The sequence below is a fragment of the Ralstonia sp. VS2407 genome (genome assembly GCF_052950655.1).
In genome coordinates, this window is sequence record NZ_JBRFVG010000023.1 from 12,414 (window position 1) to 34,270 (window position 21,857).

Genomic DNA, 21,857 nt, shown 5'->3' on the forward strand with positions numbered 1-21,857 from the left:
TGCTATGTCGAACCGAACAGTTCCAGCTGATTTCCCGCGAGACGCGGCATTGGCCTCCCTGCCCGGCGCACAGCCGAAACTCGCAGTACGGCTAGTGAATGGTCAGTACATCACCGGACTCACCGAGGACGAATGGCTTGAGCGGTACGACGGTTGCGAGGACTTGGCGAAACAGTTCGCCACGTATTGCACGCGCAAGGTTGGTGAGAATCCAGCAGTGACCCAAGAGCTCTGCCTAGAGCGCGCGCGCAAGGGGTTCGCACTGAAGGTTCAGCGAGGTGAGTGGGACTTCTCAGGAGCTGAACAAGATTGGGTAATGAAACGGGCTCGGCAGATTCTTGGCTGGTAGAAAAGTGCTGCTGGCTGCGCTCAACGTGCGTTTGCTTTAGCGAATTGGGGTGGTTTTGCTGTACAGCAAAACCACCCCAATTCGCTAAAGTGTCGCCGATTGCACTAACCGGCCTATCAAGGCAGTGTTAACCAAAGCAGTACTCTGGAGCAGCAGGCAGGGCTATCAGCACCGGCAAAAAGAGCAATGACAGGTACCCAATGGAGCTACGCCGACGCGGCTCTCCGCTTCGGATCGGCGTGGATGCGCGCCGCGAAGGAGCTTCCTATTGACGTCAGACCGGAGAGCGTCCGATCTCGCATACATAGGGCGATCCGAACCCCTGTGTAGTGGAGCCTAAGTTGTGTGCCGGCCGCCGACACCTGATCTCATAGCTCGCGATGCAGAGGTTCTCTCCTACACCTAGGTCGACACCTGGAACACGAACGGAAAGCACAGTACACAACGTGGTTCGCTTCATTTCCTCATTTCAGGGGTCGGTTGGAGGTAACCTCACCTTTGTGGCCGCCCCAACCGTGGACGTTATCGCGCAGTTGCAGCCGTCTGGCGGGCATGCGAGGGTGCAGTTTCCTTCAGGCTAAGCGCGACAACGAAACCAACAGCAAGTGCAATGAAGCCCAGTACCATGATGTATTGGATACCAAAATGCTTCGCCACGTGTCCGGCAATCGCGGGGGCAACGCCTCCGCCGAACACCTCGCCGATGCCTACCACGAGACCTGAGGCCGTCGACATCAACTTCGCCGGCACCGATTCCGCGCTCAGCGGCCCCACAGTCAGCGTGATCAGGCTGAAGACAAACAACAGGGTCAGCATCAGATAGAAGAACAGCATGGTCGGATCCGCACGGGTCCGCGTGAGCAGCGTCAGAAAAACGGCCGCACCGAGCACCGACAGGATCATGACGGGCTTGCGACCGAGTCGGTCTGACAGCGCCGGCATCGTCACGGAGCCGAGCATGCCGCCGAAGCCAATGGCCGACAGTACGTAGCCCATCTGCTGCATGTCCAGACGCAAATAATCCACGAGATAGTTCGGCAATAGCGCGGTCAGCACCACCAAACAGGTAAGCCAGCACAGCATCCCCAAGATGTTCAGCCGGATATTGCGGTAGCGGAAGACATCGCTCCACTTGTGGTCGGCGACGTCATGCGTGCTGGTGTGCATTGCAGCACCTGCCGGTTTAGTATTGCGCAGTACCTTCCATAGCAGGAGTGCCACCATAAGGCCCGGGATTGACACGATCGCGAAGATCGAATGCCATTGCATGATCTTCAGGAGCTGAGTAACGAGAATCGGCGCAAGCCCCAGGCCGAACAACGGCAGCGCCATCTGTTGAATGCCGATGTTGCGCCCGTGGCGGCTGGGCTTCGATGCGTCGAGCGTGGCGACAATGCTGGCGGGCGTGAATGCGCCCTCGGCAAAGCCCATCACAGCACGGATCAAAAGCAACGTACCAAGGCCCGAGGCTAGGCCACTTAAGCCTGCGAGCAGCGAGAACATCACAATTGCAGGAATGATCACCTTTCGATGACCGATGCGGTCCGAGAGATTGCCCATGAACATCGCGGATACGCCCCAGGCGACCGAAAGCGCCCCGGTGATATACCCGAGATCTTGGTAATCCAGATGCAAGTCCTTCATCATGACCGGAAAGAGCGGCATGATCATAAACCGGTCGATGCCTACGAGCCCGAAGCCGAGCGATAGCAGTACGACGGCCTTCCATTCATAAGCGGTATCCCAACGGGAAGTGATAGAGCGATCCATGGCCCTGTCTCCTGATAGTTGTCTTCTAATGAATGCTGCGCGTTCGGGCGTTAGAACGCGGTCTGCATGCCGATGCGGCCGATAAACTGACGATTGGAGTCGGATGGTCCTTCGCCATTGATCCACGCATGGTGCCCGCCCGCCACGTCGCCCCCTGTCCATTGGAAAGCGCCTTCCACATACAGCGTGGTGCGTTTGGATAGGGAGTACTGCAAAGCCGTCGTGACCTGTTGCGCACGGTTGTTGTCGAGTCGTGCGTTGCCCCGCATGTACTGATAGTTCGCACCCAACTTCCAAACCGAATTGACTGCGTACAAGCCGCCGACCTGGACGGCTTGCACCCCGCCGCTGGTGAACGTGTTCTTCGTATTGGTGTAAAGAGCGTTCAGATACAGGTCTCCGAATGCGTGGCTGACGCCGATCCCGAAGTTCCGAATGCCGTCGCGGCCGTTGTTCAGAGCGGTGTAGCGCGTTTGGTTGTATGCAGCACCGATGCCAAAGTTGCCGATGGCATAGTTCGCGCCAAAACCAACCGTGTTGTTGGCCGAGAATGTGCCGGCTGTCTCGCCAAAGCCGTACAACGCCCCAAATCGCAGTCCATCGAACGTAGCGCTTGTCACCTTGACTGCATTCGAGACGCGCGATGTTCCGCCTGTCTGGTCAAAATCAAACGAGCCGGTGGGGTTTTTCGGAATGCCAAGCGCGGCGAATGGGCCCTGGCGCATGTTGTACAGCCCGCCGTACATGAATGCGCCGTCTAACTTCGCAGGCGGGAAGAACAGGAAGTCCGCCATCAGGTTGTACTGCTGCCCGACCGTGATACGACCGACGCCGTTCTTTTCCAACCCAACCAACGCCTGCCGGTTGAAATCGGCGCCGGGCCCAGGAATGCCAGCTCCCGTATTCACGGAAAATTGCGAAGACAGATCAAACAGAGCCTTGTAGCCACCGCCGAGCTCCTCTACTCCACGAATCCCCCACAGGCTCGGAGTCCAGATGGAGTCTTCCGCCTTGAAAACGTGACCACCGACTTGATTCGACACGTAGCTCAGGCCCACATCGAGGAGCCCGTACAACGTGACACTGCTTTGTGCATGTGCGGCCGAAACCAAAACAAACGGTGCGGCCATGCATACAGCTACCTTTTTCATTTGCTTCTCCTCCATTGGTGTCGTGTACTTCTATTTTTTTGAGTAACCAGACCTGCTATGCAGAGCGGTGGATGTATTGCCCCTCCGCTCCAATTCCCTATACTTCTGCTGTGTTTCCGACCCCTAGCGCACAACCCGCATCCGAAGTCAGGGCCATGCCCGAGATCAGTGCAGCAACGAGCGCGGGCAGCTCCGACAGCGATTCCACGGCACCGAACACGTAGTAGTCCGGGCGCACGAGAATCGCCTTCGCACCGTGCCCTGTGAGGAATTCGTGGTACTTCCCGCTGACGTCGAAGAGGACCCGCCCCGGGGTCACCTTGCGTGCATCACTGGTGATACCGATCGTCTGCGCTCCAATGCGTATCAGCGCTGCGCGCGCCTGCGCGTCGAGGTAGGACTCGGGGTCGGCATCCAGCGCAATCACGTGGAAACCGTTCCGGACGGCATCGTCGAAGCGCATCACTTCGCCGTCGCTCTGTACCTGTCCGTGCACGCACAGCGAGCCGGCAATGCCGCCGGTAGCAGAACTTTGATCGACGCGGATCAGCCCATCGGTCAAGCCGGGGAACGGCGGAAGCGGCGGGACGTGGCCCGACAGATATGCCTCGTCGCGTTGAACTGCTTCCTGCGGATCCGAAATGCACACGACCTTGCCCATCGTGATCGATGCATCGATGACGGCGCGGACCTGTGGCCGCCGCTCTGGTGTATAGCCATCGAGCAAGTGTGCCGAAGCGATGCCCTTTAGCGTCAGGTCGAAGCGCCAAGCCAGATTCCACGCATCGCGCAGGCCCGAGCACATGCCCTGTCCCATGAACGGTGGCATTTGATGCGCAGCGTCTCCCGCCAGCAGAACCCTCCCCTTGCGCCACGTCTCTGCGATCAGTGAACGGAAGGTGTAGACGGCGTGCCGTACTAGCGTCGCCTGGTCAGGATTGACCCAAGGCGATAGCAGCTCCCAGACCTTTGCAGGCTCTTGCAACTCGTCCAAAGTTTCGTGCGGCAGGCGCATAAATTCCCAGCGGCGGTAGCCGGGGCCACCAGGAACCATCGTGGTTGGTCGGGCCGGATTGCACCATTGGCCAATGTCGGGAACATCGAGCGTCACACCTTCGTTCGGCTTCAAATCGATCACGAGCCAATCTTCTTGGAAACCCAGATCTTCGAAGGCGATGCCCGCCGACTTGCGCACAAAGCTGTTTGCGCCATCAGCCCCCACCACGTAGCGCGCGCGTATGGTTCTCGTCTCGCCTGTGGCCACGAATTCGCCGTTTACAAAACGCTTCTGCTGGAGCACAACCTCGCAGTCGTCAGGAAACTGACGCAACTCGACCGCTTCCCAGCCCTGGTTGACCGAGACATTCAGCAAAGACTTCGCCTTACGGTCCAGTAGACCCTCAAGCGAAGGCTGGTTGAAGAGATAGCCCACGGGACCATCGCTGATCGATTCGGCAGACCAGTCGATTTCCACCAGCGTCTTCCAATCAGCGTTGAACCACTGATACGTCGAAGACGGCTGCGAGATTGCCTCGACTTCTTCGCCTATGCCCATCGCGTGAAAGATGCGGCGAATCTCATGGTCGTGAAATACAGCGCGCGGCAGTGGATAGAGCGAAGGCCAGCGCTCGAACACAGCAACGTCATAGCCGCGTTCGCCAAGGAGGATCGACAAGGATTGCCCGACGGGGCCGTAGCCGATGACTACAACGTCGAAAATGTTCTGGTCAGTCATTTAATTCACCTGCAAAAGTGCGAGTTGTGCCCTGGCGCCGAGATGCCCGGCTGCCATCCGTTGTACGTTGGTGAGAAAGTTGACGTCAGTCGCGCCGCGTCACACCTGCAGCTCTACGCAGGTGCTTCGGTATTGCGAATGAAATTGTCTGGGGGCGGCGGGCCCCACAGGTAAAGCGAGTCTTCAGGGGGGAAATCGCCAGCAGGCCATAGGTGATCGGCCGAGACGAAATCAATATCGGCCGAGTATTCGCAGAACGATCCCCAAGGATCCTCGACGTAGTGGAAGTAGTTCGAGCCGAGTACATGCCGGCCCGTGCCCCATCCCTTCGTGTAGCCGGCGGCCGCCATTTGCGACGCGCCTTCGCCAACCAGATTGACGTTGTCCACGTCCCACGCCGAGTGGTGCCAGCCGCGCGTGCTGCTCTTCGCAAAAGCGACCAGATGGTGGTCGCTGCCGTGCGGCGCATGGGTAAATGCAATGATGTCGAGTGACCGGTCTGACAGTCGCAAGCCGAGTGTTTTACTGTAGAAATCTAGTGCGCCCAGCACGCTCGACGTAAAGAGCAGGACGTGGGACAGACGCCTCGGCCGGACGGTTTTTGACTCCGAACGGGTATGTGAACCACGCTCGTCTGCCGCGCTTCCCGTGAGCACACACCGGCGCTTCGAGACCGGGCTCGTTTTCGGCCCCACCTTGACCTGAATCAGATTGCCATCAGGGTCATGGAACCAGAACCCCAGAGGATCAGGCATGGAGCTCGTCTCGATGACAGCACCTGCCGCTTGCACCTGGTTGCGCAGAGCCTCAAGATCCTGTTGGAAACAGTTAAAACTCAACCACGCAAGACTCTTGGTTGGTGCGGGGAGGATGCGAGCCCAGCGGTGTCTATCTGCGGCCCGCAGTTCAAGCTCCTGCCCTTGGTTGCCTGCTGTCGCGACATCAAGTCCGAAGGCGCGGAAGAACTGCGCCGCTTCGTCAATCGAAGGAACATTGAGCGCAAAGTGGTCGATCGAGTGCACACTCGCGCGCGCAGGCGCGACTACCGGTTCAGACATGACCGTCTCCATCACTATGTCGGTGCGCCGACTCTGCGGCCGGCTTGCGTTGTTGAGCGACTCAGCCTGCGGCTTCGTCAACGATGACGTTCTTGAGCGTGCCGATTTTCTCGACGGTGACCTCGCACACATCACCGGCCCTCATCAGCAGCTTCGGGTTGCGGGCCCAGCCAATACCGGAAGGCGTGCCTGACACAATCACGTCAGCGGCCTCAAGCGTCATCGCCTCGCTGATGATGCTGATCAGGCTGGCAACGTCGAACACCATTTCGTCGGTGCTAGCGGTCTGCACAACCTGGCCGTTCAGACGCGTCTCAAGACGCAGCCCTTTCACGCCCGGCGGCAATTCGTCGGCGGTGACCAAATCCGGTCCAAATGCGCCGGTACCGTCGAAGTTCTTGCCGACCGTCCACTGTGGTGTCTTGAACTGATATTCACGCACCGAACCGTCGTTAAAGACTGAGTACCCAGCGACGTGTGACAGCGCGTCTGCCTTGCTGATATGGCGCCCTCCCTTGCCGAGCACGACGGCAATTTCACCCTCAAAGTCAAGGCCTTCGGAATCATTCACGCGTGGCCGGATCATCGGTGCATCATGGGCGATCAGGCTGGTGGCAACACGGAAAAACAGCGTCGGATAGTCCGGCTGCTGGTATTTGCTCTCCGAGGTGTGGTCTGCGAAATTCAGACCCACACAGATGATCTTTGGTGGCCGCTGCAGCGGCGGCAGCAATTTCAGGTCGCTAGCCACGAGGCGCTCTTGCGTAGCGCGTGCATGGGCGTATTCCACAAGATTCACGCCGCTGGCAAGCACCGATTCCAGCGTTTCCTCGCCAAGAACACGCACCTCGTCGCCTTCACGCACGCCCAACGTCGCCTTGCCATTCCGCTCAAAACTAACCAATCGCATATCTGTCTCCGCTTGCCGCCAGGAGACTTCATGTCACCCGGACCTGTTTTGACACATTTGTCAAAACGGAATTCTAGTTGATTTGACAGAATCGTCAATTAGAATTGACGTGGGAAAAACCCGCAGGTCATGCATCAGGAGACACAAGACGATGGGGAAGGCAGATGGAGCCTCGGCAGAGAACTACCAAAGCCGCGCAGGAGCGTTGCGCCGGGAGAAAACGCGTACCCGCCTAATCGAGAGCGCGCTCGTGGTCTTTGCAGAAAAAGGGCCCGACGCTCCGATGATTGATGACTTCATTGCAGCGGCAGGCGTCGCGCGTGGCACGTTTTATAACTACTTCAGCACGACTGGTGAACTCCTGGCCGCAGTTGCCGGCGAAACCAGCGACGAGGTGCTCAGCGTGATCGACCCCTTGGTGTTAGAGGTCGATGACCCTGTACAGCGGGTCGTCATAGGTTCGCGTCTGTACATGGGAATGGCAAAACGCTACCCGCTATGGGGAGCATTTATCACGCGGATCGGCACGCGGCGTGGCTCGCGCGGTCGTCTGCTCGACGAATACCTGACACGGGATTTGCGACTCGCAATCGAGGCGAAACGATTTCATGTCGGTCATGTGACCGTCGCGCGCGACATCGCGTTGGGCACGATCATGTACGGCATTGAAACATTGCTTTCCGGGGAAGCACCTGATGACTACGCCGAGCAGGCGATGTTCGCACTGCTCCAAGCGTTTGGTGTCGGCGCTAAGGAAGCACATAAGATCGCATGGGCACCGATCCGTGAGTGTCCGGAACCAAGCGGAACGATCTTTCAGCGCGTGCGCCGAGATAACAGAACGGACGCGGAGCAGATTGCGGTAGATGTGCTTCCATAGGCCGGCATCTTTGAGTCACAACGTAAGGAAAGTGTTCTCCGGCGGCCGTCCAAGCCGACGCTCGCAGGCCATTTTCGGTGACCAGAGCTTTGTACCAGATACGCACAGCCAAAATTCCCTGTCTTGCGGCTTTGCTCTGAAGAGTGCTGACCGCCATAACAAATGCCCCTGCAGCGGGGAGGGGGGTGGTCGTGCGCTTATTCGTATCGAATCAGATGGCGCAGAGGATGACCAAAGCGATGCGGATGTGGGATAACACTTCAAGTTCTTACCAATTGGCAGCAGTGGCAAATTCTGGTCGCTTCGTGAACCTCTTAAGCCTGCCAATTCAGCCATATGCGCACCGCCACCCCCAAAATATTAGGTTCATCGAGGAATTCCGGAAAACGCGGCGCGGATCTTAAGGAAAAAGTACTCCTCGTCGCGATACCCGTAGGCGCGACGCTTGATGACCTTGATGGTGTTGTTGATGCCCTCGACGACGCTGGTATTGAGAGGGTGTCGGCAGCGCACGAGGATTCCGTGCCAGTAGCCTTGCAGACGCTGGGCGAACAGTTACAGGGCAGCGATTCCGCTTTGTCTTGCTTGCTCGATCCACTGCTCCCAAGCCTTTTTCGCCCAGGCAGGCTTGCGGTAGAACCAGAGCCGTTTGAGTTCGTCGCGCAGCACGTAGACACATAACAGCGACTGATTGGCAGCTAGCAATTCCTTGAGATGGACCGCCTGCTCAGGCTTGAGGTTGCGGCGGTTGCGGAGCAGCCAGCGGCTGGACTTCAGGACCTTGCGCGCTGGCTTGTCATGGCGAAGCTGGTTGGCTTAATCGAAGCGTACCCCCCGGGCAGTTCGTTGGGCAGCCTCTTCGTTCGGTGCTGCCAGTAATCTGCGCGGCAGGCAAGCTGCAGCTGCCCGGGCAACCCGAACTCGTCGACGTTCCGTTCGCGTTTGCCTCGTTATTCGCTTGCGTGGCCGGGTTCGTGATGCTGGTCAAGGATCTGTTAGGGGAACAGACAGTTATGGCTGGACCCAACACATTTTTAAGACCCCGACGTCTCACATGGGATCCCGCTTGCATAAGAAGCGGGAATGCGCGTGTTGTTCGCAGTTCATCTTCCTTCCGAAGGTAAGCGCGATCACCACCCATTAAGCGGTCGGTGGCACGCTATTTTTGCGGGCCACACCAATGCTTAGAGTTGCTTCGCCAACATGACGTTAGACCAGACAATCAGGGCGGTACATGCGCATGGTGTGGGGTGGTGTCAGTCCAAAGGCGAGCCCACGGTCGCGCAGGCGGCACGTATCGAGCGGAAAATCAGACCAGCCATGTCATCACCCCAAGATTCGGGATGCTCGGCCATGTACTTGTCGACAATGGCGACAAGTTGACTGTCCGTCATCTGGTGGTTGATTTCGCAGGACTGCAGGCGTATAGCGCGGGGCGTGTCTTTCATCGCCATGATCGGCGCCATCAGCAGTCCGTCCACAACTCCCGTGACGTATCGCCGCTTTTCTAAGTCCGAAAAGCTTTGGTAAGCATTCCCGTTCATGTAGCCGCGCGGGACGTTTACTGACCCGGCTGCATGCACTGCGGTCGCGCATGCCACAATCATTCCCGCCAGTATCTTGTTCATCGTATTTGCTCTGCGTTGCAGGCGTAGGGCGTGCTACGGCACTCTAGTCCACGACTTACCGTTCGTCATCGCCGCGGAGACTGTGATGTCCATATTACGTCAGCCGAATGGGCAAAACCCGACCCCATGTGTCGACTTCGAACTCCGTATAGCGTCTTACCGTCGAGTTGTTGATAGCACATTCAACCAATCGACGCATGACGGGCGCGGCGCGAAGGAACCGTGGCGGGCCAGCCAGGCAGTGTGTCAAGGCGATGACAGTATTCTTGAAGCAAGTGGCTAGGGATTGGTCACCGATCAGAATCGCCTCCAAAAACAGGGCGAGCACGACGGTAAGAGCATCGAAATCTGGGTGGCGCAGGAGTTCCTCCGCTTCATCTTGGGCATCGCGGTAGACCCGGCTGACACCAAAGGGAGACGCGCTTGCCGGAGAAAAAAGCGTACTGCCATCATGTACTGCCTGGCACATGCACAGATGAAGGGCTGGTATGGAAAAGAATGGCGAAGCTCTGCGGCGCCGTTGGGCGCCGACCAACACTGCACGGTTGTGTTGACGCAGTTCGTTTGCAAGTTGCAGGCTCCGCGCTCGCCCGCTTGATTCCCGCACCTGAACCGACGCGCTCGGGTAGAGCGAGCCTGCCTTCAGATACTCCAGACTCGTGGCAACCAGGCCGTCGAGCAAGGTTCAGAAGGGGTGAAAAAAATCGCTGTTGCGCTGGGAAATGCCCGTTCAATCGCTTCCAGATAAGAGCGAATGCCAGAGCGTGTGGCTTCGTACGGGAGGGATGCTTGCCCTTGAGGTAGGCCGTCCGCGTATCTGCACGCGGCCGGCGGCAAGGATCCACACCATCGTAGCCCCACTCAGCGATGCGTCGATCCAGGCTCGCAATACTCGATCCGGACGCTGCACGCAGTCCATCAATGACGGCCAAGCTGCGTGGTAGGTGGGTGAGTCCTCGGCGGTGCATGGTTTGTTGTTTTGCAGAGAAGCAGTGCGAAGGCGTACCCTAGTCTGTGTGGCAGCATCCGCTGCATTCCCGGGCCTGCTGTCGCCCGTGACGATCCCACGATACCGTCTCAGCCAACGCGAGGCGGACAAGGGATGGCAACGATATGTCCATCTGATTGATGGCGGAAATTCGGACAACCGCGGTTTGCTCGGAGTGAAGCGCGCGCTGTTGGAAGACCACCATCGACTGCTACGCGACTGCGACAGCGTTGTTGTCCTTTCTGGAGATGCCTTCGGTCGCCAATGGTTCCATAGCTACGACGTCTCGCATGAATCCTCTCCCATCTGATTAATTTTCGACCATAGGAGAGCACTTTCTAGTTTCGACGCGTTGCTTGCTGCAAATCGAGCACGGCTACTGGCTGAATTCAACTCGCGTCGATCAAGGAGCTCGACATGAGCCTCACTTCTACCGTTCCGCGAGTGCGAGCTGTGACGAAACGCCTTCAATGGGTGAGAGTGCAGTGTGGCCCATGCGCGGGAGGTTTTTGGCACCTGACATCGATGAGCGTTGTGCAAGGGTGTTACCAGCCAGTCCCTTAGAGAGCACAAGCTTTCTGATGGAGGCCAGGAGAAAATTGCTCGCGCAACCGCAATACCTATCACCATGAGGGAATGCGGCAGAAATCTGCCCTTGTTCGCCCCCCCCAAAGGCACACAACTGCCGGTGTAACGAAAAGAAGAGAGACCACGGGGTAACTATGAAGGCGACGACCGATGCCAGTGGAGTTCACATCGCCGTCGTGCTCAAGCACCATAACGAACTGCATCCCCATAGCGCACTGAAACATTGCACGCCGCTCTGACGGAATCATCCACTCAAGTCTGAGGCGGCTCCGGACATGCAGAGGCAAATCCCATAAGAATGTCTCCCCTGACAATTGAAGCCTTGCATGGGCATTCAACATCCACGAAAGGCTCACCGGCGTTACCAAGGGAGGATTTCGTTTGCACTATTCATGACGACTTCCGCGACTTTTCCGCGTTGGTCGGCCGCTCGATATCTGTCGTTTCGGTAGGATCGTCATCGCTCAGCACAGAGCCGCGCAACACGTCTTGCGGGTTGCGCTCAAAGTCACCATCGACTCCCACATCGGGCATGCGCATCAGCATTTGAGCGAATCCACCTGGTCCGCCGGTATCGTCTGACGGCCGGACGCGCAGCCATTCGCCAAGCACGTCCCTTACACAATACTGGCATAGATCGAGGCTGACCGCGTTGCCATCTCCAAACACTGAATAGAAGCCGCAACGGTGGTCAAAAGACAGCCGTTCCTGCCACTCACCAGCGTCATCCGGGGTCAAACGGCGATGACAACGATCGCAGGTAGTTACGGCCAACTCTTGGAGTGTCCGGGCTCGGTATTCACGCATAGCAACCTCAGAATCGGGACATCCGAATACGAACTTTCCTGTTTAGCTTACGCCGCCCGCGGGAAGATTGTCGCCCCATAGAGAGACGATTTTGGATGGCCTGCCGGAAACCTATACTCGCAAACAGGGAGACGATCTTGATCAGCAATGAGGCAGCTAACTCTGGAAACGTCTTAATGCGCATCAAGCGTCACCCGAGTGATCACCGTAGCCGAAACTAATCAATACCTCGCACGTAGACACTGCAGGTGCAAAGTATCGAGTCCCCGGTGCTGTCGAGGTGCCGCTGTCCGCCCTCCCACAGCCACTAGACAGGGTGAAGAGATCGATTACCTGCGTCGATAGTGACCACTTACAAGCCATTCATCGACCGGCGTTATACCCCTGTCCGAACGTTGCCCGCCCGGTCGTTGCTTGCCACCGAGACAAACGAAATGAGGACGCACATGCCGACGTAAACAGCCATTGGGAACAGCGATCGGCGCCAGATACCGCCAGACCGGTGCAGCAGTCACAAAGCAATAAGCGGTACCCGGCGGCGGCATCCAGTCCACCCTCGGAGGCGCCTCAACGAGACGTTGTGGAGGCGGCTGATATCGACGTCGCATGAGGATCAAGCCAAACTGCGGCTGAAGACATCAAAGCGCGCGGCCTGTACCCATGAGCCGGGGTCAGCGCGTTGCCCCGCCAAGGCTTCGAAGCGCTCGAACTCCTGGCGAGTGGCGGTGTTGCTCACAACGGCCGCCACCATGGAAAGCGCGCGCATTTCGTCATGTCGGCCGAGCCAGTCCAGCATGGCCGCGACGGCTTTCTCGCGCGCCACTCCGTGGTTCACCTGTTGTTCGAGCCAGTGCTCATAAAACGTCACCTTGCCGGCCAAGGCCCGATCGAAGTTCTCGGTATCCACGGTATCGGTGGATAGACGCACGTGACGTTCCGGGATGTTGCGCAACCGCGGCTCAAGGTATTGGTCTCTGAACGCCAACCAGCCGCTTCGGGTGCAGGTCTGCCAGAGGTACTCAACTTCCCGGTCAGGAAAGAAACCCAAGTAGGGTTTCAGGTTGGGCAACTGTGCAGGAGAAAACAAGCCCCGTTTCCCGCCAGATTCCACCGTGGCTTGGGAGACGAAGTGTTTAAGAAGTGCACCTGGATTCTGCGACGAACTGAACGCCTCGCTGACCAAGGCCGCGGCCCCCGGGGCCGTGGAGAGCAGTGCGGTCTGGACCATCAAGGGCTTTGTGCGCAGTCGCTCCCAATGATGGCGGAGCATGGCGACAACGCGGTTGGGTTCGACGTATCTGAGTGCCCCTGAAACCGAGTACTCGAGGTCCGTGATCTTGTCGGCGGGCGCCCGGGCGACTTGTTCAACGAGAGGTTCCAGCGTTTGGGTCAAAGCGTCCGACCAGAGGTAGTGTCCGATATGCAACCAATTGGTAGGGGCCTCGGGAATCTTCTTGAGAAACTCGGGGATGACGGAACGATCCTGCCGGCGAGCCCGTGCCCAGAGTGCGCGTTCGTACAGAAGGTGTCCCGCCGGAATCTGGCGCGCGATCTCGACGTCGCCTTCGCCAAGCGTGAGTTCCCAGAATGCGAAGGCCTGTTTCCGGACGTCGTCAGTCTCCGTTTCGTCACGGGTAATGGCCAGCAGCCGCGCCTTGGAGGCGGATGACATGCGCCTGCCCGCTTCTCGCGAATGGCGCTCCCAGTCCGATTTGAGGGCACTGACCGAAATGAAATGGACCTTCGCCGCGCAGCGCGCGACCTGCTCCACCGCAGCGGGGTGGTCTACGGTACGTAGCATGTACGAGATCGGCCATTCCAGCTTGGGAGAGGCGTTTGCCCGCGCGACGAAATAGTGGACGGCATCACACGGTGGATACGACCTGAACTCCCACGCCACGTGGTCCGCGGCCAGGCTTGTCACGGGGTCCCCAATCTCGGAAGCGGGGTCCTCGGGTAGACGCTCCCACGCGTCGCACACAGGGCCCAGCGTCGCCTGGGAATCGTCGCCACAACAACGGGCGGCGGCAAACAGGTACGAGCGGAGGTGATTGTCTCGATCCTTGTCCTGGTCCCAACAGAGGCGGACCGCCTGGGCGAGTGCACGATCGCCCAGATATCCTGCCAACCGTAAGGCGCCCACGCGGACGCCGGCTTGGCCCGGCTGGCTCAGGTCGTCACGGCGCAGGGTCGCGTCGAGGACGCCGACCAGCTTGGATCCATACGTTCTCTGAACCAGCGCAAGCAGGCTGTGCTTTCCCGGCACGGTTACGCCGAGTTCATCCATCGACAGGAACGCGAAGCCGGCGCCGACGTGCCCGTTCCGGAAAGCTGCCGCAAGCAGTGGGCTCCAGGGGTGATCGTCCCGGGGGAACTGCGCAACGAGCGGCACCACGTGTGGGCTGGTGGTCTCCGCGAGAACGCGGGCGACGGCATAGCGCCGGTTGGCCAGCGCGCGCGTCCTGATGTCGCCGCGCTGGAGCCATTGACTGAGTGCCTGCGCTGCGATGTCGGCATAGCGGCTGTCGAGTTCCGCGGCGAGCTTCAAGGCGTGGGCCGCGACCACGGGGGTAGCATCCATCAGGTGGGCCAGTTGTGGCAGCGGCAGTTCGACTTGCACGGCTGCGCCCGCGACCACCTCGGCAAAGAAGGGATCCGTCACATACTCGGGTACGGCGTCGGTCTTAAGGACGGACGCAATGGCCTCGCTCAATAGGCTGTGCATCACCCGGTCGTGCCGGAATTCAATGACATCCGCCTCGGACAGCCGCGTCACGCTGCCTTCCTGCGCAATGCGCCGCAGCAGCGCGATCGATTCTTGCTCGGGACACCACGCTTTCACCTGGTCCCATCGCGGACTCAGGCAGCGATGCTCCAGCATGCGCCGCAGCAGTTGATGCAAGGCCTGCATGACTTCAGAAGCTGTGCACTGCGCCTGACTGGCCACCATCCTCAGGCGGTCGCCAACGTAGGTCTGGATGACGCTGGCTGCTGACTCGTCCGCGGTGAGGTCGGCCAGGCCGATGAGCAGCGGGTCCTGTCCCAACCGGCTAGCGATGGACGTCGCACGGTGTTCGTCCATGGACAGCCCGAGCGCGTCGGCGCGCTTGCACACGGCACGGACCGCTTCCTCAAGTGTATAGCGGTCGACACGAAGTACGGCGACGGTCTCGAAGACAGTTTTCTGGTCTTCGATCGTGTCGAGATAGCGCGGCCAGATGGGGCACAAGACGCGCCAGAGCCGAGTGCTCGCCTGAGCGTTTGCGGACAGGCGTGTCCAGAACAGGACCTTGTTCAAGAGTCTTTCAGGGCTGTCTGCCCGGTTGAGGTCCTCCACCAGCACCAGCAGTGGTTCATCCTCCGTGCACAGGGAGACTGCCTTGGTCCCCGCGCCGGCTTCCAGTTCTGGCTGCTGGCGCCGCAATTCGCTCTCAAGCGCCGCTTCCAAGGTGGTGGCAGCGGCCACGAATTCGGTCTTGAGAACGATGGCGGGGAGCCCCCTCTCAAGATGGGTGGTCAGTGCCGTCGCGCAAAGGGTGGTCTTCCCCATGCCGGAAGCGCCGACCACCAATGCGTCACCGGATCCGAGGTCAACGTCATCCCGAGCAATACGCTCGCCATCCTGCGCAAGCCGAAGATGATCTCGGATGCTGCGCTCTCCCATCTCGAGCAGCAGTGCCCGCGATACCAACTTGACCGGCGTGCCCAAGTGGTTGCGTCGAATGATCTGTCCGGTGGGGTCCGTGTCCAGGAAATGGGCGATCCTCGACACCGACCACATGTCGAGTTCGATGTCCGCCTGCTGGGCACGGGCTTTGACCGAAACCAGCAATTCCAACGGAATTTCTCGATTGGTCGTCAGGGCAAACGTCACGGCCAGTCCTGGGTGCGCGTCCCGCAGCGTCTGGATTTCTGCGATCCCCTTGACGAGGTCGCCTGCGGGCTGGGTTGGCTTGGCTCCGGCCTTTCTTGGCTTGACGGTCGCCGGGTCGTGCAGCCACTTGCCTTCCAGGTCTTTCTGCTCGGTGGTGTGTGCCGCGCATGCAAATCGCGCGCCCTGTGCCGATTGGATCCACCCGATGTTGTCAAAGGGCGCCTTTACCGTCTTGCCCCCTGGCTGGACACCCGGATGGGACAGGTCCGCGTAGATGACGGGATTCGCGGCGCGCAGGACTGCGGCCGCGATGCGCTCAAAGGCTGCGGCGTCGCTCATCTGGGCAAGCTGGCGCGCGGTATCGGGATTTGTTGTCATGGCTGTAGCCGCCAATTTTGGCAAAAAATCGTCGGACGTCACGCAAAAGGAGCCGCGGGCTGACGTGACCGGTATTCCGATCAAGTTTGTGCAAGAGGGCTCAGTTTATTGGATGGCACTCGGTTGTTGTACCGCCAGTGGTGTTGGGCGGTGCGCAGCAGGTGCCAGCGGACGGTATCCCGGCGACGCGTGAGAACGCCGCGTGTTGTAGTGCCGACGCCATTGTTCAACGACGATCTGTGCTTCCTTTAAGCCGTAGAATAATTCGCCATTGAGCAGCTCGTCGCGCAGCTTGCCGTTGAAGGATTCGCAGTAGCCATTCTCCCACGAGCTGTCCGGGGCAATGAACGGCGTCTTCGCACCCAAGCGGCCCAGTCAATCGCATACGATGTTCGCCGTCATCTCCGCTCCGTTTTCCGAGCACACATGCGCGGGGATACTCCGCTCCAGCATCGCGTCAGCGAGTGACTCGTGATGTTCCTGCTGTTCAAGCGCCGCTCCACCTTGATAGCCAAGCACTGGCGCGAAAACTCGTCGACAAGCGTCATCAGCCGCAGGCTGCAGCTGTCTTCGGTGGTGTGATGCACGAAGTCATAACTCCAGATGTGATGTGGGTATTCCGGGCGCAGTAGCCGTCGTTGAACCACAGCCAACCCTTTGGACGCTGCTTCTTCGGCACCTTGAATCCCTCGCGACACCAGATGCGCTGGCCCCGGTCGATCAACTTGCCAGCCACTGGCTTGCAATAGCGCTGTGATGCGACCGTAGCCATAGCGGCCGTACTCGGCCGCCAGCGCAACAATAGCCTATGTGAGTGCGTCCTCGTCAGCACGCGCTTGGTACGTAACGCCGCACAGCGTGAGGCTGGCCCACGAAGCGACAGGCTTTGCGCTCCGATACGCAAGGCCACATGCCAAGATAAAGATAAGGATAAACGTGAAGGGAGCGGCCGAAACTGTTGACCACTCATGTTGGACGTATTGGAGTAGTTCTTTCACGCGTCACCAAGGCCTAGTTTGCTGCTGCTCGTCCCCGGCAGCCACACCCACGTTGTCCAAGCAGAACCAAGGAACTCGGTCGGGATAGAGCAGCGAAGCCAGGACTGCGACGGCACCTATAGCACCAGATGACGGCCTCGGCGAAATGCTGGGCCACGAACGGTTTAGCTCAGCGACGCGGAATATGTCGTGCCCTATCGCCCATGCCAAATTCTGACCGTTCTCCATCATGTCGTCGCCGTAGACAGAAAAATCTGGATTCAAGTAGGCAGAAAAGGCGACGCCATCCAGTCTCCATAGGTCTCGATCAAAGGTGTCGCCGAGATCTAGCAAAGGAGCAGCCCGTAACAAGACCGTCAGCGTCTCGTTAGGGCGGGCAATCAAGTCTGGCACTTTGGAATAGTCACCATCGCGTCGCGCGAGCAAGTAGTCCAACGTAGAGTCTGCCGGAATGTGCCCCCGCGCTAGACGTGCCTGACAGGAAATCATGGAATTGAACAACAGGCCCGCTAGCTCTTCGGCCTCAGCATCTAGACGAAGACGGACTGCGACAGCGAGCGCGACAGTCCAATACGGCGCCTGCAGATCGCTGACCGTAACAACTGACCCGGTATATTTCTCGAGCAAAAACCGGAGGAGTGCGCCAAAGAGATTGGCGCAATTTTCTCGTTGCGTGGCATCTTCGCGGTGTAGCAAAACTGCTGCTCCCATCCAACCGAGCACCTTCGCTATGCGCAATGGAAGATAGAACAACTCGGAGAGCCCACCTCCTCGCCCGGCCAGCAACGCGTAACGATCGCCGCTGAGATCACTCAGCAACTGGGAGCCGGCACTAGTGAGTTGCCTTCCAACTATCTCCAGGAATCGTGTAGCTGAGCGTTGTACTACTTCGGACTGCAGATGAGGTAACAAGCAAACCGCTAGCGTCGCCCCTACTTCCGCCTGCCTGAATGGGTCACCGGAGAATTCTGCACGCTCCAACGCAGCATCCCCAAAACGCTCGACAAAGCCAGCGAGAACCTCAGGCGCTGACGCAATTGGTGGCAAGGCAGCACGCACAACGTCGGAGAGCTGACGAGGACTCCAGTCCCCGCTTACTGACGCGTACGCGCGCCAAAGGTCATCGTAACGCTCGCGCGTTGAAGTTCCGCTAGTGGCTGGCCAAGACTGCACAATTTCGCGTAACGGTCTCGCCGGATCATTGCCATAGTGAGGGTTTCGACAAAATCGAGGGGGGCCGTAAAGATTTAGCCCCCAAACGACGGGACATTGTTCCGTAGATGCTCTTAGTCGAGTGGAGACTTGACGCCCAATTTCGACGAGATCCAGGACGCTAGCCGTGTCCTGAATGAACTGCCGGCCCTCGATGCAATCTAGGATGGCGTTCGTACCAACACCTCCAGCGTCGGTTTCTCCAGAGTACTGATCCTGTGCGGAGGTAGCAACCAGCGTGATGCCGGGTGTACCTGCATCCCCGAGCACATCTGTTTTCAGCAGGACACCAAGGTCCGCGATCAGTCCTCCACTTTCACATGCGTCAATGATGATATTGCTTTGAGTCGGAGCGGCTTCGTTGATGCTGCGGAAAAGGTCCGACAACGAGAGCGCGGAGATAGACTGCGCCTCAGAGCGCGTATCCCGAACCCACATGTAAAAGCTACCCGCCCGAACGCCTCCGTGCCCCGCAAAGAAGAATGTGAATGTGTCAATATTTTCATTGGCAAATAGCGCTTCTCTCAATGCCGAGCGAACTTCATCCACTGAAGGGGAAAGCAACAACCTAGACCCTGCCTCATCGTAGTCGCCCACGTTGGGGCGTACCAAGGTCTCGAATATCCTACGCGCGTCGGCCTCTGCCCCCGTGAGCGGGCTCGCATGCTCGTATGTATTGCAACCGATTGATAGCAGTACTCTCATACGCCATCCCCATAGCAAGCGAATTTGGCTTTACGCTGAGCCTCACGCCCTAGCGCTTCTTCGCCCTTTCTACGTAGAAGATCGTCAAGACGCTGCTTGAACTCTGGCGAAACAGAACTCATCGCATCGTTCAAACGAGCAGCCGCCTCCGGGCCTGCATGCAACTCCGGAAGTTTGACCTCGCCATTCCGATCCACGGCCAGCTCGATCTTCTCCATCATCTCCAGAAGTGCATTCTCCATGGACCCCGCAGCCTTCGCGTCCACGGTGTTCCCAGTTTGCTCACATACAGCGGAAACTGTCGAATAGAGCATCATTTCGAACTGCCGACGCATTACCGTAAGCAAATTTACGGTGTTGCGACTAATAATGCTGAGATCGTTATCAACTAAACTTTGGAACTGCGTCTCGACAACCGCGGAGTGCTGTCGAAGCTCGCCCCCCATTGCGTCCGGTGTCCCGGGATGGACCCACTTGCCTCCGTGCCGAAAACGATGCGTATTCTCGGGAGACATGTACTGAGCAACCACCTTCCTGAGGTGCTCCGCGACAAGTCTCGCAAAAGCCTCGTGGAACGCCTTGGCTCCAGCTTCATCAATGAAATACTCGCGCCTTGGTTGAGCTGCCACATCATCCATACCCGCTCCTTAAAAAAGCGCTCTAGAGGGAAATTGATACGCGGCAACGCCACGGTAACGGTGCTCTGAGGGTAGTCAACTTAGCCCAAAAGCAACCCGGCGGTCATCTTGACCGGCACCCTCCGCGACAGGGAAGAACACCATTTCCTTCAGAAGACTAGCACTGAGGGCTGTCGTACGTGTAGCCGGACACCTCGCTTGAGGCGAAGGTGCCTTCTACGGCCATCACGATTACGACTTCTGCAGCACAGCCGCCCCCCTCTCCCGTGGAGTTGATCACGTGGCGCCGCTCTTCCCTCTCCTGTACTTGTTTGCCAAAATGATTCTGCAGATTGCCAATCCATATTCGGTGGGGGAAGTAATGGATCGAAGAAGTTTCGCAGTGAGTGCCGTTGGCGGGGCCATCGGGGCGCTGGGTTCGACACCTGCAATGGCAGAGACGAAGGGCGTGCAAATTCAGATCGCTGCGCCTGAGGATGCATTTGTTCAGTCTGCAGGCCTGGCCAGCGGTTCTGTACAGTTGGGAACGCCCCTGTACGTACTTAAGTCCCTCAGACTTTTGGAGCGCAAAAATCATCTCTCGATACTCAGAAAAAAGATTGAAATCGCAGAGCGTCCATTCTTGGACGGGCGCGTTTCCGAAGAAATTGAGATGATTAAGGCTAAATCTCAAGATTTGAAGACAGCTTATGATGATGCAGTAAAAATAAAGGATAACACCCAGGTGGAATCAGATATTCTTGGCAACATTGACAAGGAAAAACTCTATGGCGTTATAGACTACGCTCTGAAAGCGCACGTTAGCCTTCTAGAGGCTGAGCTAAGCGTCCGCCAGACACAAAGAAAGAGCCAGGATGCTCTTGACAAAATTCAGCTTGCGAAAAGCAAGCTAGAATTTCATGAGATGATACTTGCCCAGCTTGAGTCTGCACTAACGATTAACTCACCCGCAGAAGGAAATTTCAAGAGCTTTGTGGCGCCCGGCCTATATATAAAAAGAGGACACATCTTGGGGATAATTGAAAGATGACTGACTCTTATTATCCAACGGTCGCCGCGTATGAACCGCTAAAGGATGGCGGCCCCTACCAAGAAAAGCTGGAGGAGTATTTTTCCATGGCAGGTCAGGTGCTCACCATCACCGTCCAAATGACGGACCCGCACTATGATGTTGCCACAGTGGCAAATCCTGGTTTGTCCAACGTAGTGGGAGATATGGCCGGCGCGATAGGTTCCACAATTGGCTTCTACATGGACAATTATAAAAATATTGAGAACAACATCGAAGCCGTAATCATAAATATGAACGATCCAAATTTCTGGGTCAACTCTCAGGATGATTAGAGATTATTTTCTGAAGCTGGTTGCTGCGGACACGATTGAGGAGGCGGTGGCCGGACGCATCGCCGTTGGCACAGGAGCCCTTCTTGCTCGCGCTTATCGTGACGCCGTCATGAACAATCCCGCCGAAAACATCGCACACAGCTCCAGCCATTCCCCCGTTTAGGGTCGGCGCGTACACAGGTTGCGCAAACTTGCCAGGGGCGTGAACGCCCGCCGGAATGGCGAGCCGGCCTTCGCTTCAGCCGCGCCAGGTCGCTAACCCGCGGCCGATAAAAATTTTGCGCGAATAAGCCTTGGAAAAAGGGCCTCCATTCCTGTGGGGTTTTCTCGATAGCTGCGTCCTCCAGGCCCCTGGGCGGCCCCAGAAATGGGGGATTTCAAGCCCTCAGCTCATCACGCGAACCTATACCTGATGGTCTGGGCTCGTTTTGATCGCGCAGCCAACCTGGGTGGTCGCAGTATCCGAAACTAATCAATACCTCGCACGCCGACACTGCGAGCGCAAAGCACCCAATCTCTGGCGCTGTCGAGGTACCAATGCCCGCCCCCCCAAAGCCACTAGACAAGCCAGTATCCGGAACTAATCAATCACGTGTATCCACAACTAATCGATCGCCTCAGGGCCGGTTTGCCGACCGCCGCAGGAACTGCACGCCCACGGGCGAGCGTCGGCCTAAAACACCCGTCCACGAGCGTTTGACGCTCGAACACGCGCGCTTGAATCGCCCCGCTGCCAGTAGACACCTGTGAGCCTCAAACTAGAGGTTAGACAGGAGTTGCGATGAGTGCGCAGAGATACACCGAAGAATTCAAGGTCGAGGCGGTCAATCAGGTCTTGGACAGA

16 protein-coding genes and 1 pseudogene are annotated in these 21,857 nt (G+C 58.1%); 4 read left to right on the forward strand and 13 right to left on the reverse strand.

Annotation, left to right across the window (positions count from 1 at the left end; all coding sequences use genetic code 11):
• Positions 1-4 precede the first annotated feature (4 nt).
• Positions 5-349, forward strand: a complete 345-nt coding sequence (locus ACU8YE_RS23130; protein WP_446929709.1) for a hypothetical protein — start codon at positions 5-7, stop codon at positions 347-349.
• Between the two features lie 522 nt (positions 350-871).
• On the opposite strand, the gene ACU8YE_RS23135 is transcribed toward ACU8YE_RS23130, so the two are convergent.
• The 5 genes from ACU8YE_RS23135 to ACU8YE_RS23155 all read right to left on the reverse strand — a co-directional run bounded on the left by ACU8YE_RS23135 (position 872) and on the right by ACU8YE_RS23155 (position 6,973).
• Entirely contained in the window at positions 872-2,119 is a 1,248-nt protein-coding gene (locus ACU8YE_RS23135; RefSeq protein WP_446929710.1) for an MFS transporter, read from the reverse strand.
• Positions 2,120-2,169: 50 nt separating this feature from the next.
• Positions 2,170-3,270, reverse strand: coding sequence for a porin (locus ACU8YE_RS23140; RefSeq protein WP_446929711.1), 1,101 nt, complete (start codon positions 3,268-3,270; stop codon positions 2,170-2,172).
• Between the two features lie 97 nt (positions 3,271-3,367).
• Positions 3,368-5,005: a bifunctional 3-(3-hydroxy-phenyl)propionate/3-hydroxycinnamic acid hydroxylase MhpA gene (gene mhpA, locus ACU8YE_RS23145; protein ID WP_446929712.1), complete on the reverse strand. Its 1,638-nt coding sequence runs from the start codon at positions 5,003-5,005 to the stop codon at positions 3,368-3,370.
• A 113-nt stretch (positions 5,006-5,118) separates the two neighbouring features.
• Positions 5,119-6,063 carry a VOC family protein gene (locus ACU8YE_RS23150; protein WP_446929713.1) on the reverse strand — a complete coding sequence of 315 codons (945 nt, stop codon included), beginning with the start codon at positions 6,061-6,063 and terminating at the stop codon, positions 5,119-5,121.
• A 61-nt stretch (positions 6,064-6,124) separates the two neighbouring features.
• Entirely contained in the window at positions 6,125-6,973 is an 849-nt protein-coding gene (locus tag ACU8YE_RS23155) for a fumarylacetoacetate hydrolase family protein (RefSeq protein ID WP_446929714.1), read from the reverse strand.
• Positions 6,974-7,124: 151 nt separating this feature from the next.
• Between ACU8YE_RS23155 and ACU8YE_RS23160 the strand changes: the two genes are divergently transcribed.
• The gene (locus ACU8YE_RS23160; RefSeq protein ID WP_446929715.1) at positions 7,125-7,853 is read left to right on the forward strand and encodes a TetR/AcrR family transcriptional regulator; all 729 of its coding nucleotides are present in this window, start codon (positions 7,125-7,127) and stop codon (positions 7,851-7,853) included.
• Between the two features lie 366 nt (positions 7,854-8,219).
• Here the strand turns inward: ACU8YE_RS23160 and ACU8YE_RS23165 are convergent.
• The 8 genes and pseudogenes from ACU8YE_RS23165 to ACU8YE_RS23200 form a co-directional block, all read right to left on the reverse strand.
• Positions 8,220-8,669, reverse strand: a pseudogene (locus ACU8YE_RS23165) (ISL3 family transposase); the annotation flags it as partial.
• Between the two features lie 440 nt (positions 8,670-9,109).
• Positions 9,110-9,481, reverse strand: coding sequence for a Rap1a/Tai family immunity protein (locus ACU8YE_RS23170; protein WP_446929716.1), 372 nt, complete (start codon positions 9,479-9,481; stop codon positions 9,110-9,112).
• Positions 9,482-9,575: 94 nt separating this feature from the next.
• Positions 9,576-10,163 carry a hypothetical protein gene (locus tag ACU8YE_RS23175; RefSeq protein ID WP_446929717.1) on the reverse strand — a complete coding sequence of 196 codons (588 nt, stop codon included), beginning with the start codon at positions 10,161-10,163 and terminating at the stop codon, positions 9,576-9,578.
• A gap of 1,284 nt (positions 10,164-11,447) precedes the next feature.
• Positions 11,448-11,795, reverse strand: coding sequence for a hypothetical protein (locus ACU8YE_RS23180; RefSeq protein ID WP_446929718.1), 348 nt, complete (start codon positions 11,793-11,795; stop codon positions 11,448-11,450).
• 682 nt (positions 11,796-12,477) lie between these two features.
• On the reverse strand, positions 12,478-16,116 hold the full coding sequence (locus tag ACU8YE_RS23185; RefSeq protein ID WP_446929719.1) for a hypothetical protein: 3,639 nt from the start codon (positions 16,114-16,116) through the stop codon (positions 12,478-12,480).
• Positions 16,117-16,221: 105 nt separating this feature from the next.
• On the reverse strand, positions 16,222-16,482 hold the full coding sequence (locus ACU8YE_RS23190; RefSeq protein WP_446929720.1) for an integrase core domain-containing protein: 261 nt from the start codon (positions 16,480-16,482) through the stop codon (positions 16,222-16,224).
• A 635-nt stretch (positions 16,483-17,117) separates the two neighbouring features.
• On the reverse strand, positions 17,118-19,031 hold the full coding sequence (locus tag ACU8YE_RS23195) for a caspase family protein (RefSeq protein ID WP_446929721.1): 1,914 nt from the start codon (positions 19,029-19,031) through the stop codon (positions 17,118-17,120).
• Entirely contained in the window at positions 19,028-19,669 is a 642-nt protein-coding gene (locus ACU8YE_RS23200; RefSeq protein WP_446929722.1) for a hypothetical protein, read from the reverse strand. The genes ACU8YE_RS23195 and ACU8YE_RS23200 overlap by 4 nt, the downstream gene beginning before the upstream one ends.
• Before the next feature lie 280 nt (positions 19,670-19,949).
• On the opposite strand from ACU8YE_RS23200, the gene ACU8YE_RS23205 reads away from it, so the two are divergent.
• Both ACU8YE_RS23205 and ACU8YE_RS23210 read left to right on the forward strand, forming a co-directional pair.
• On the forward strand, positions 19,950-20,699 hold the full coding sequence (locus ACU8YE_RS23205) for a hypothetical protein (protein WP_446929723.1): 750 nt from the start codon (positions 19,950-19,952) through the stop codon (positions 20,697-20,699).
• Positions 20,696-21,013, forward strand: coding sequence for a hypothetical protein (locus ACU8YE_RS23210; protein WP_446929724.1), 318 nt, complete (start codon positions 20,696-20,698; stop codon positions 21,011-21,013). Before ACU8YE_RS23205 ends, ACU8YE_RS23210 begins: the two co-directional genes overlap by 4 nt.
• The last annotated feature ends 844 nt before the right edge of the window (positions 21,014-21,857 follow it).

Bases quoted from the DNA above. Each gene is read 5' to 3' on its own strand.
- ACU8YE_RS23200 (WP_446929722.1), bottom strand. From the start codon at position 19,669: ATGGATGATGTGGCAGCTCAACCAAGGCGCGAGTATTTCATTGATGAA.
- ACU8YE_RS23155 (WP_446929714.1), bottom strand. From the start codon at position 6,973: ATGCGATTGGTTAGTTTTGAGCGGAATGGCAAGGCGACGTTGGGCGTG.
- ACU8YE_RS23160 (WP_446929715.1), top strand. From the start codon at position 7,125: ATGGGGAAGGCAGATGGAGCCTCGGCAGAGAACTACCAAAGCCGCGCA.
- ACU8YE_RS23135 (WP_446929710.1), bottom strand. From the start codon at position 2,119: ATGGATCGCTCTATCACTTCCCGTTGGGATACCGCTTATGAATGGAAG.
- mhpA (WP_446929712.1), bottom strand. From the start codon at position 5,005: ATGACTGACCAGAACATTTTCGACGTTGTAGTCATCGGCTACGGCCCC.
- ACU8YE_RS23210 (WP_446929724.1), top strand. From the start codon at position 20,696: ATGACTGACTCTTATTATCCAACGGTCGCCGCGTATGAACCGCTAAAG.
- ACU8YE_RS23170 (WP_446929716.1), bottom strand. From the start codon at position 9,481: ATGAACAAGATACTGGCGGGAATGATTGTGGCATGCGCGACCGCAGTG.
- ACU8YE_RS23130 (WP_446929709.1), top strand. From the start codon at position 5: ATGTCGAACCGAACAGTTCCAGCTGATTTCCCGCGAGACGCGGCATTG.
- ACU8YE_RS23185 (WP_446929719.1), bottom strand. From the start codon at position 16,116: ATGACAACAAATCCCGATACCGCGCGCCAGCTTGCCCAGATGAGCGAC.
- ACU8YE_RS23195 (WP_446929721.1), bottom strand. From the start codon at position 19,031: ATGAGAGTACTGCTATCAATCGGTTGCAATACATACGAGCATGCGAGC.
- ACU8YE_RS23150 (WP_446929713.1), bottom strand. From the start codon at position 6,063: ATGTCTGAACCGGTAGTCGCGCCTGCGCGCGCGAGTGTGCACTCGATC.
- ACU8YE_RS23140 (WP_446929711.1), bottom strand. From the start codon at position 3,270: ATGAAAAAGGTAGCTGTATGCATGGCCGCACCGTTTGTTTTGGTTTCG.